This is a genomic window from Paraclostridium sp. (genome assembly GCF_051657365.1).
Taxonomy (GTDB): domain Bacteria; phylum Bacillota; class Clostridia; order Peptostreptococcales; family Peptostreptococcaceae; genus Paraclostridium.
Window position 1 is genome coordinate 1 of the sequence record NZ_JBOFKN010000017.1, and the last position, 9,380, is coordinate 9,380.

Genomic DNA, 9,380 nt, shown 5'->3' on the forward strand with positions numbered 1-9,380 from the left:
AAATATAATTTAAAAAGTTGTCCATCGCTCAGCTAATCATTATCTGAATATCTGGCTTGGTTGTTTGTGTTTAATTCTTTTAAAAAGAATTTTTATAATTAACCTACTGTTTAATTTTCAAAGTTCATTTTCTCGTTTGTGTTTCGCCCTTTTCTTAAGGACAAGTAATACTATACCACCTTAATTTATTAACGTCAATACTTTTTTTAAACTTTTTTTAAACTTTTTTTATTTTTTATAATCTACTTATAAAACAAGCTTTCCAATTATAGCTTTTTTTTATTCATACATATAAGTATTTCAAATAATTTATATTACTTAGTATTTAATAATTGTTTTATTCTTATTATATCAAACCCTAAAACATGTTCTCCATTAATAAGCGAGAATGGTACAGACATATATCCTAATTTTATTAAATTTTTTCTAGCTTCTTGATCTCTTGAAATATTATGTTCTATATATTCTATATTATTTTCCTTGAAATATTTTTTTAACTCTACGCAATTTTTACACTTATCACTACTAAAAACTTCAACATTTACCATATTAATAATACCTCCCCTTTAAATTTCAAAAATACCATACTTGTATTTTTATCAAACATATATTAGATTAGTATTAAATATTAATTGTAATATGTCAATACTATATTTTAACTAATAAAGTTTATTTTTAAACATAATAATTTATAAATTATTCGAAAGATTAATTTTAGGAGGGTTCTAAATATGATCAAAAAAGTATTAATTATGTCTGCCTCTACAGGTGGTGGCCATAATAGAGCAGCTAGAGCAATCAAAGAAGAACTAATAAAAAAAACAATTGATGGAGAAAATATAGAGTGTAAAATTATAGATAGTTTAAAACTAGTTAATACTACTATGGATAAAATAATTTCTAGAGGATACGAAAAATCAGCTATATATACCCCAAATGCCTATGGAAGGGTTTATCGTTTTTCAGAGTCTGGATTAGCTTCTAAAAATGAATTTAAAGATAATATGATAACTACTTTCATGGCTAAAAAATTCAGAACATTACTTTTAGATGAACAACCCGATATAATTATAGGTACTCATCCATTTCCTATGATAGCACTTAGTACATTAAAAAAACAATGCAGTCATACTAGTAGTAATATAGTTTTTCATAGTAATCTTAATGATAGGTTTGCTAGTCATTTTAATGAAAGTTCATTCCCTACGCTTATATCTGTATTGACTGATTATACTACACATTCAACTTGGATACAAAATGAATTAGACTATTATGTTGTTGGTCATGAATATGTTAAAGAACTTCTTATTTCAGAAGGTGTAGATGCTCATAAAGTTAAACCTTTAGGCATACCTGTTGAAAAATCTTTCTTACAACATAGAGATAGAGAAACCGTTCTAGCTGAATTAGGCTTTGATAGTGATAAGTTAACAGTACTTCTAATGGGTGGTAGTTTTGGAGCCGGAAATATAAAAGAAACTTTAGAAGAATTAATTAGTATAGATAGAGATTTCCAAATTTTAGTAATAACAGGTAAAAATGAATCACTTAGAGAAAAATTAGAAAAAAAGTTAGAGTTACATAATATAAATAAAAATGTAAAAGTTTTAGGCTTTACAAATAAAATGAATGATATTTTAGCTTCTATTGATGTTTTAGTTACTAAACCAGGTGGACTTACGACTACAGAGGCATTATTAAAAGATGTTCCTATGATTGTTCCTTATTATATACCTGGTCAAGAAGAAGAAAATTTAGATTTTTTATGTAATTGTGGTTCAGCACTTAGAACAACTAAAAAATATTCTTTGTCAGTTTTATTAAAAGTACTTATAGATGACTCTTCTCGATTAGATATTCTTAAGAAAAATATAAAATCAATAAGAAAGTTCAATTCATCTCAAAACATAGCTAATCTAATTGAATCTAAGTTACTAGAATGCAAATAAAAAAAATCTGTAGATACCTACAGATTTTTTTATTTATCTTCTAATAGCCTTTATCTAGGCTCATAAAAATCTTCTTCATAGTCATATTGATAGTTTTTATAGTTGTTTCTAAAATTACTTTCTTTTGATTTTAAAGGTTTTTTTGTTTTCTTTTTTATGAGAATACTCATATCGTCAGCTTCCGTATATTTTTCTTTTTCTTTTAATGACTTCATTTTTTTATTTCTCTTTTCTTTCATAGCTTTGTGTTCTTCAAAATTCATAGCCGATTTCATTTTGCACCCCTATTAAAATTTTTAGTAAATTATACATCAAATTATACAATATCAAGATTTATACTTCAATATTTGTATAGTAAATTTTATACCAAAAATTCTATTAAAAAACGACAAGAGTTTCTTTCAAAATAAAAAAAACCGAGAATTAAACTCGATTTTTTATATTTCTCTTCTTCCTTCTAATGCTTTTGAAATTGTAACTTCATCTGCATATTCTAAATCTCCACCTACAGGAAGTCCATGAGCTATTCTAGTTACCTTTATACCCATAGGTTTTAAAAGTCTAGCTATATACATAGCGGTAGCTTCACCTTCTATAGTTGGATTTGTTGCCATTATAATCTCACTTACTTCTTGATTTCCTAATCTTTGTATAAGCTCTTTAACTCTTATCATATCTGGTCCTATACCATCCATAGGAGATATAACTCCATTTAAAACATGATATTGTCCATTAAATTCTTTCGTTCTTTCCATAGCAGCTACATCTCTAGGATCTTCAACAACACAAATAACCCTGCTATCTCTATTTTTATTAGAACACATACTGCATGGATCTTTATCTGTTATATTATAACAAATAGAACAATATTTAATTTCCTTTTTAGCTTCTACAATAGCTTTTGATAAAGCCTCTACATCATTCATGTTCATGTTAATAACATGAAAGGCTAATCTTTGAGCTGTTTTTCTTCCAACCCCTGGAAGTTTAGAAAATTCTTCTATAAGAGTTGATATTGGTCCTGAATAAGTTTGCATCTTATCACCTACTAGAATAATCCTGGGATATTCATTCCTCCAGTTAATTTGTTCATTTGTGAAGATTGCATTTCGTCAACGCTTCTTAACGCTTCATTAACAGCACTTAATACTAAATCTTGAAGCATTTCTATGTCGTCTGGATCTACAACTTCAGGTTTTATTTGTATATCTATAACTTCTTTTTTACCATTAACTTTAACAGTAACAGCTCCTCCTCCAACAGAAGTTTCTAGTTCCTTGCTTTCTAACTCTTCTTGTGCCTTCTGCATATCAGTTTGCATTTTTTGAGCTTGTTTTAATAATTGGTTCATGTTTCCAGGCATCATCCCTGGGAATCCTTTTTTAGCCATATGTAAAATCCTCCTTAAGTTTTATTTTATTTAAATTACGCTATTATTATATCATAATAGCATTTATTATTTAATTTCATTTTCATTCACACTTTGCTTTATATCTAATAACTCTTTAGAAAAAACCTCTTCTAGTATTTCTTCGCCTTTATCTTTTTGATTTTTTTCTATTTCTAGCTTTATATTTTTAGATTCTGATCTTAACATTATCTTGATACTAAAACTTCTATTTATAGTCTCTCTAACTACACTTTCAATATATGCTAATGTGTTTACATTACTTAATTTATTCTTCGCAAAAGCAAAACTATCATCAAATATTACATATAAATTATTAGAATTTATATTAAAATCTTTAGCTTCTCTTAATATTGCATATACAGGCATGTTTTTATCCTTTTTTATATGCATAAGTATATTTTCCCAAGAACTTTCTATTAATTTAATATCTTCACTTTTAACTTCTTCATAATATATTTCTTCTTTTTCTTCTTGTTTATTCGCTTCTTTTGTTGCAACAGTTTCTTCATTCACTGTACCATTGCTAACTTTTATATTTCCACTTCTTATAACATCTTCTAGTATAGATATTCTTTTTAATAATGCTTCCTTACTATCATCAAACATAGGTTGTGAAAGCTTCATTATACTGACCTCAGCTAAAACTCTAGGATTAGATGATGATTTAATGGCATCTTGAGTCGTAGATAATATATTAAGTATCCTTATAATTTCATCAATTTCAATTGTATTCGCTTGATTTTTTAATTGATCTATAATTTCTTCCGGTAAAGATATTATTTCATCTAAATCTTTGGATACCTTACATACCATTAAATTTCTAAAGTGATCAATCAAATCATCTATAAGGTTTTTTATATCTTTACCCCATATTACAAATTCATTTAAAATTTCTAAACATTTTTTAGTATCTTCATTTATAACATACTCGGCCATCTCAAATAACTGTTCTACATTTACAGTACCTAGCAAATCTACTACATCTTTATACTCTATATTTCCATCACTAAAAGACATACATTGATCTAGTATACTAAGAGCATCTCTTAATGCTCCTTGTGAATTTCTAGCTATTAAATTTAAAGCTCTATCATCCACTTCAATATCAACATCATCACATATTTCTTTCATTCTACATGCCATATCTTTAACAGTTACTCTCTTAAAATCAAATCTTTGACATCTAGATAATATCGTTGCCGGTATCTTATGTGGTTCTGTTGTTGCTAATATAAATATTACATATGATGGTGGTTCTTCTAATGTTTTTAATAAAGCATTAAATGCTCCTTGAGATAGCATATGAACCTCATCTATTATATATACTTTATACTTACATTTAGCAGGAGTATACTTTACATTTTCTCTTATTTCTCTTATATCATCAACACTATTATTCGATGCCGCATCTATCTCTATAACATCCATTATATTATCATTTAATATGTCCTTACAGACCTCACATTGATTACAAGGCTCTTCATCAATACTATTTTCACAATTTACAGCCCTTGCAAATATTTTTGCAGTAGAAGTTTTACCTGTACCTCTAGTCCCACAAAATAGATAAGCATGTCCCACATTATTGTTTTGTATTTGATTCTTTAAAGTTCTAACTATATGTTCTTGTCCTACAACGTCTTTAAATGTTTGAGGTCTATAGGCTCTATAAAGCGCCTTATGCATAAATTTATCTCTCCTTAATTCTAAAATCCCTATATTTTATTATATACCAATCTATCGTAATATTATCTAAAACCAAATACTTATTTTTTATATCAAAAAAATCCCTTAACTATAAGGGATTCCTGTTTTTATATATTAAAGCTGTGCACCATCTATTGATTTACTATCATAGGCGTTACCTAAACAGTTAGCTCGACTTAGGCACCCCCGCGGCACACGAAAGTGATCACTTACCGTTGCTTCCTTCCGGATCTGGCGGGATTTATGAGCTTTCATTGCGCAGGACCTAAGTGTCAACACCACTTATTTAGGGCAGCCCTACAATATATAGACCTCTAGATGGAATTCAACCCTGCTATAGCGGATTGCAGGTTACAGGACACCGCTACCTTCCCGTCTAGCACAGCAAACTTATAACCATAATTAAGTTTGTTTGGCGGAGAGAGTGGGATTCGAACCCACGATACGGTTTTACCCGTATACTCACTTTCCAGGCGAGCGCCTTCGACCAACTCGACCATCTCTCCTTACTGTCGCTTTCTTAATTCCTTGAAAAATTTTTGCAATACATCTGAACATTCTTGCTGTAAAATATCAAATGTTACATCTATATTGCAAGTATCAAAATAATCTATTTTAAATTTATGTTGTTTTTCTATGTTTAAGTTTTTTATATGCTTAGTTCCTATTATAAGTTTCTTTATTCTTGATTGAACTATAGCTCCACTACACATTATACACGGTTCCATAGTTACATACAAGTCACAATTTATAAGTCTCCATCCACCTAAGTGATCTGAAGCCTGTCTTATCGCTAAAATTTCAGCATGGGCAGTTGGATCATTCAATGTTTCAGTTAAATTATGTGCTCTAGATATTATTTCTCCATCTTTTACTATTACTGCACCTATAGGTGTTTCACCTTTTTCATAAGCTTTATATGCTTCTTTTATTGCTTCATTCATATAAAACGATTTATCCATGCTTCCTCCTAAAACTTATAACATATTTAATATTACCATAATTAAATTTATAATTCAACTCAAATTTTAATTCATATTCTCCTATAGTTTTACAATTTAATACTATTATTTCAACTTAATAAAATACCCCTTTTATTAATAATTTAATTATTAATAACCTTAATAAAAAAACAGTAGTAAGTTTAAATATTAAAACTCACTACTGTTCATTAACTTATTTAACCTTATAATTCATTTTTCTTTATAACATCAACACCCATATATGGTCTTAATGCTTCTGGAACTATTACAGATCCATCAGCTTGTTGATAGTTTTCTAATATAGCAGCTAAACATCTTCCTACTGCTAATCCAGATCCATTTAATGTATGCACATACTCAGCTTTAGCTTTTTTATCTCTCTTGAATCTTATCCCAGCTCTTCTAGCTTGGAAGTCTTCAAAGTTTGAACAAGAAGATATTTCAACATATCTGTTATAACTTGGCATCCATACTTCTAAATCATATTTAAATGCAGCTGTAAATCCTAAATCTCCTGTACATATTCTAACAACTCTATATGGTAATCCTAACATTTGTAACATAGTTTCTGCATCATGTGTTAATTTTTCTAACTCTTCATAAGAATCTTCTGGCTTAACAAATTTAACTAACTCCACTTTATTAAATTGATGTTGTCTTACTAAACCTCTAGTATCTCTACCTGCAGAACCTGCTTCAGATCTAAAACATGGAGTATATGCACAATATTTTATTGGCAATTGATCTACAGTTAATATCTCATCTCTATGTATATTTGTTACAGGTACTTCAGCTGTTGGTATTAAGAAATAATCAAGCCCTTCTAATTTAAACATATCTTCCTCAAACTTTGGAAGTTGTCCTGTTCCTATGAAACTAGCTCTATTTGCCATGAATGGAGGTAATACTTCTGTATATCCATGGTTTTCAGTATGAGTATTTAAGAAGAAGTTTATTAAAGATCTTTCAAGTCTAGCTCCTAATCCTCTATATAAAGTAAATCTTGATCCTGTTATTTTTCCAGCAGTTTCAAAATCTAATATTCCTAATCCTGTCCCTACATCCCAGTGCGCTTTATTTTCAAATTCAAATTTAGTAGGTTCTCCCCAAGTTCTTATTTCAACGTTGTCTTCATCAGTTGTTCCCTGTGGAACATCTGGATGAGGAACATTAGGTATTCTCATTAGCTTATATTCCATTTCAACTTCTACTTCTTTAACTTTTTCATCTAACCCTTTTATCTTGTCAGATAAATCTTTTAGTGTAGCTTTTGCTTCAGTCACATCTACACCATCTTTTATTAATTGAGGTATTTTTTTTGATTCTACATTTAACTCATTCTTCATTACTTCAACTTCTTGAAGTAATTCTCTTCTTTTATTATCTAACTCAACAACAGCATCAAGATCAAATTCCTTTTCGCCTCTTATTTCCATTGCTTTTTTTATCTCTTCTAAATTTTCTCTAATTCTTTTTATATCTAACATTTTTATTCCTCCTGTTTATAGTATTTTTTATATTTATATTTTTTCAAAATAACGTTAACCCTATTGATATATCAGCAATTTTATTTCAGTGATTTTTCCGTTTTTTTGTACAAAAAAAGACCTTCGTATCCCTGAAAAAGGGACGAAAGTCTTGTTATCCGCGTTGCCACCCTAGTTGTTTATATTTGAAAATTCAATATAAACCTCTTAAATCCTGTAACGTAGGTATACGACTAATCTTACTATTATTTCCGATTAGTAGCTCAGGAACGGATTCAAAAACCATTGTAATGAGTTTTCACCAACCACTCACTCTCTGAATACAAACTTGCTTTTTACTAATTTCCTTCATAGCTTTGTTCTTTGTTCTATTTGTTAATCATTATATTATATATATTCTCAACTTTCAATACTAATATTCAAATTTTTTCATTATTTTTTCTACTTACTTAAATCATCGTCTAAATTTTTACAATAAACAACTCTTGTAGGAAATGGAATTTCTATATTGTTTTCATCAAATTTTGTCTTTACTTTTTCCATTACATCAAAGTAAACATCCCAGTAATCATCAGTCTTAACCCAAGGTCTAGCCGCAATTTGCATAGCATTATCACCTAATGTATTAAGACCTATAATAGGAGTTGGATCTTGTAAAATTCTTTTATCTTCTTTGAAAATTTTATCTAAAACTTGTTTTACCATTCTTATATCACTATCATAAGAAACTCCAAATGAAAAATCTATTCTTCTATTTTCTTGATGAGTATAATTGATTATATTGTCACTAGTTAATTTGAAATTAGGAACTATTATAGCCTTATTATCTGGAGTTTTTAAAATTGTACTAAAAATTTGTATATCGGAAACTGTACCCTCAACTCCAGAACCGCCTATATAATCCCCTGTTTTAAACGGTTGAAAAAATAAAATTATCATTCCTGCCCCTAAGTTAGACAGAATTTCTTTAAATGCTAAACCTAAAGATAAACCTACTACACCAACTAATGAAACCATAACGGTCATAACAGACTGTACAGGGAAATTGATAATATCTAGAGACGTCATAATAACTATTATTAACCCTATTCCATAAATAGCATATGAAGCAAAATTAGCTACTCCTCGTTCTACATTATGTTTTAATATAAAATTTCTACTATGTTTTTTTAATAATCTACAGGCATATAGACCTAAAATCAACACTACAATTGCATATATTAATTTAGGTCCACTATTTTTTACTGCATGAAAAAATGTTTCTACAGTTTGTTGCGAAACCTGCGTTGAGACTCCTGTGACCATATAAGCATCCTCCTTAATTAAACAATTATTTAATTTTACCTACTTATTTTATAAATTTTTTTCAATTTAATCAATAAAAAAAAGCTATGCATCTATACATAGCTCTTAAATTCTATCACAAGAATTCAAGTAATTGCAATCTTTAATATTTTTTGCAAATTTATCAATATCATAAATGTTACTGCCATCTGAAAAATCTACTTTTATATTCATCATTTCATCATTTATAGGACCTTGTTCAATAGAATTAATAATTAAATTATTATCTTCTGCTAGTTTAATTATATCTATAATATTACCCCTACATATTTCAATACTAAACTTCATTTAATCTACCCCTTTTTATTTTGTTTAATAAAGGATATGTCCAAGAAGCTTTAAATATTACTATTTTTGAACAACAAAAAAAGATTACGCGGCTACGTCCTACTCTCCCAGGCAGCTTCCCACCAAGTACCATCGGCGCTAAAGAGCTTAACTTCTGTGTTCGGAATGGGAACAGGTGTATCCTCTTTGCTATAACAACCGCATAATCTTT

10 protein-coding genes, 1 tRNA gene, 1 rRNA gene, 1 other RNA gene and 1 other annotated feature are annotated in these 9,380 nt (G+C 28.7%); of the genes, 1 reads left to right on the forward strand and 12 read right to left on the reverse strand.

The features are described 5' to 3' along the window. Positions 1-314: 314 nt before the first annotated feature. The gene (locus tag ACRCYC_RS00855; protein ID WP_438617295.1) at positions 315-548 is read right to left on the reverse strand and encodes a glutaredoxin family protein; all 234 of its coding nucleotides are present in this window, start codon (positions 546-548) and stop codon (positions 315-317) included. Between the two features lie 183 nt (positions 549-731). On the opposite strand from ACRCYC_RS00855, the gene ACRCYC_RS00860 reads away from it, so the two are divergent. Further along, entirely contained in the window at positions 732-1,949 is a 1,218-nt protein-coding gene (locus ACRCYC_RS00860; protein ID WP_438617296.1) for an MGDG synthase family glycosyltransferase, read from the forward strand. 50 nt (positions 1,950-1,999) lie between these two features. Here the strand turns inward: ACRCYC_RS00860 and ACRCYC_RS00865 are convergent, their stop codons facing one another. The 11 genes from ACRCYC_RS00865 to rrf all read right to left on the reverse strand — a co-directional run bounded on the left by ACRCYC_RS00865 (position 2,000) and on the right by rrf (position 9,372). Continuing rightward, the gene (locus tag ACRCYC_RS00865; protein ID WP_332525575.1) at positions 2,000-2,224 is read right to left on the reverse strand and encodes a hypothetical protein; all 225 of its coding nucleotides are present in this window, start codon (positions 2,222-2,224) and stop codon (positions 2,000-2,002) included. Between the two features lie 162 nt (positions 2,225-2,386). Beyond that, the gene (gene recR / locus ACRCYC_RS00870) at positions 2,387-2,986 is read right to left on the reverse strand and encodes a recombination mediator RecR (RefSeq protein WP_332525576.1); all 600 of its coding nucleotides are present in this window, start codon (positions 2,984-2,986) and stop codon (positions 2,387-2,389) included. Positions 2,987-2,997: 11 nt separating this feature from the next. Beyond that, a complete protein-coding gene (locus tag ACRCYC_RS00875; RefSeq protein WP_334309678.1) occupies positions 2,998-3,339 on the reverse strand; it encodes a YbaB/EbfC family nucleoid-associated protein in 342 nt (113 codons plus the stop codon). Between the two features lie 66 nt (positions 3,340-3,405). Continuing rightward, the gene (gene dnaX, locus ACRCYC_RS00880) at positions 3,406-5,046 is read right to left on the reverse strand and encodes a DNA polymerase III subunit gamma/tau (protein ID WP_438617297.1); all 1,641 of its coding nucleotides are present in this window, start codon (positions 5,044-5,046) and stop codon (positions 3,406-3,408) included. 141 nt (positions 5,047-5,187) lie between these two features. Beyond that, an RNA gene (gene ffs, locus ACRCYC_RS00885) (signal recognition particle sRNA large type) lies at positions 5,188-5,452 on the reverse strand. Positions 5,453-5,480: 28 nt separating this feature from the next. Continuing rightward, positions 5,481-5,573, reverse strand: a tRNA-Ser gene (locus tag ACRCYC_RS00890). Continuing rightward, on the reverse strand, positions 5,574-6,029 hold the full coding sequence (locus tag ACRCYC_RS00895) for a nucleoside deaminase (RefSeq protein WP_438617298.1): 456 nt from the start codon (positions 6,027-6,029) through the stop codon (positions 5,574-5,576). Positions 6,030-6,253: 224 nt separating this feature from the next. Continuing rightward, the gene (gene serS, locus ACRCYC_RS00900) at positions 6,254-7,537 is read right to left on the reverse strand and encodes a serine--tRNA ligase (protein WP_438617299.1); all 1,284 of its coding nucleotides are present in this window, start codon (positions 7,535-7,537) and stop codon (positions 6,254-6,256) included. A gap of 135 nt (positions 7,538-7,672) precedes the next feature. Then, positions 7,673-7,898: a binding site (T-box leader), on the reverse strand. A gap of 80 nt (positions 7,899-7,978) precedes the next feature. Next, positions 7,979-8,842, reverse strand: a complete 864-nt coding sequence (locus ACRCYC_RS00905) for a mechanosensitive ion channel family protein (RefSeq protein ID WP_438617300.1) — start codon at positions 8,840-8,842, stop codon at positions 7,979-7,981. Positions 8,843-8,947: 105 nt separating this feature from the next. Beyond that, positions 8,948-9,169, reverse strand: coding sequence for a hypothetical protein (locus ACRCYC_RS00910; RefSeq protein WP_438617301.1), 222 nt, complete (start codon positions 9,167-9,169; stop codon positions 8,948-8,950). Positions 9,170-9,255: 86 nt separating this feature from the next. Further along, positions 9,256-9,372 (reverse strand): 5S ribosomal RNA (gene rrf, locus ACRCYC_RS00915). Positions 9,373-9,380 lie beyond the last annotated feature (8 nt).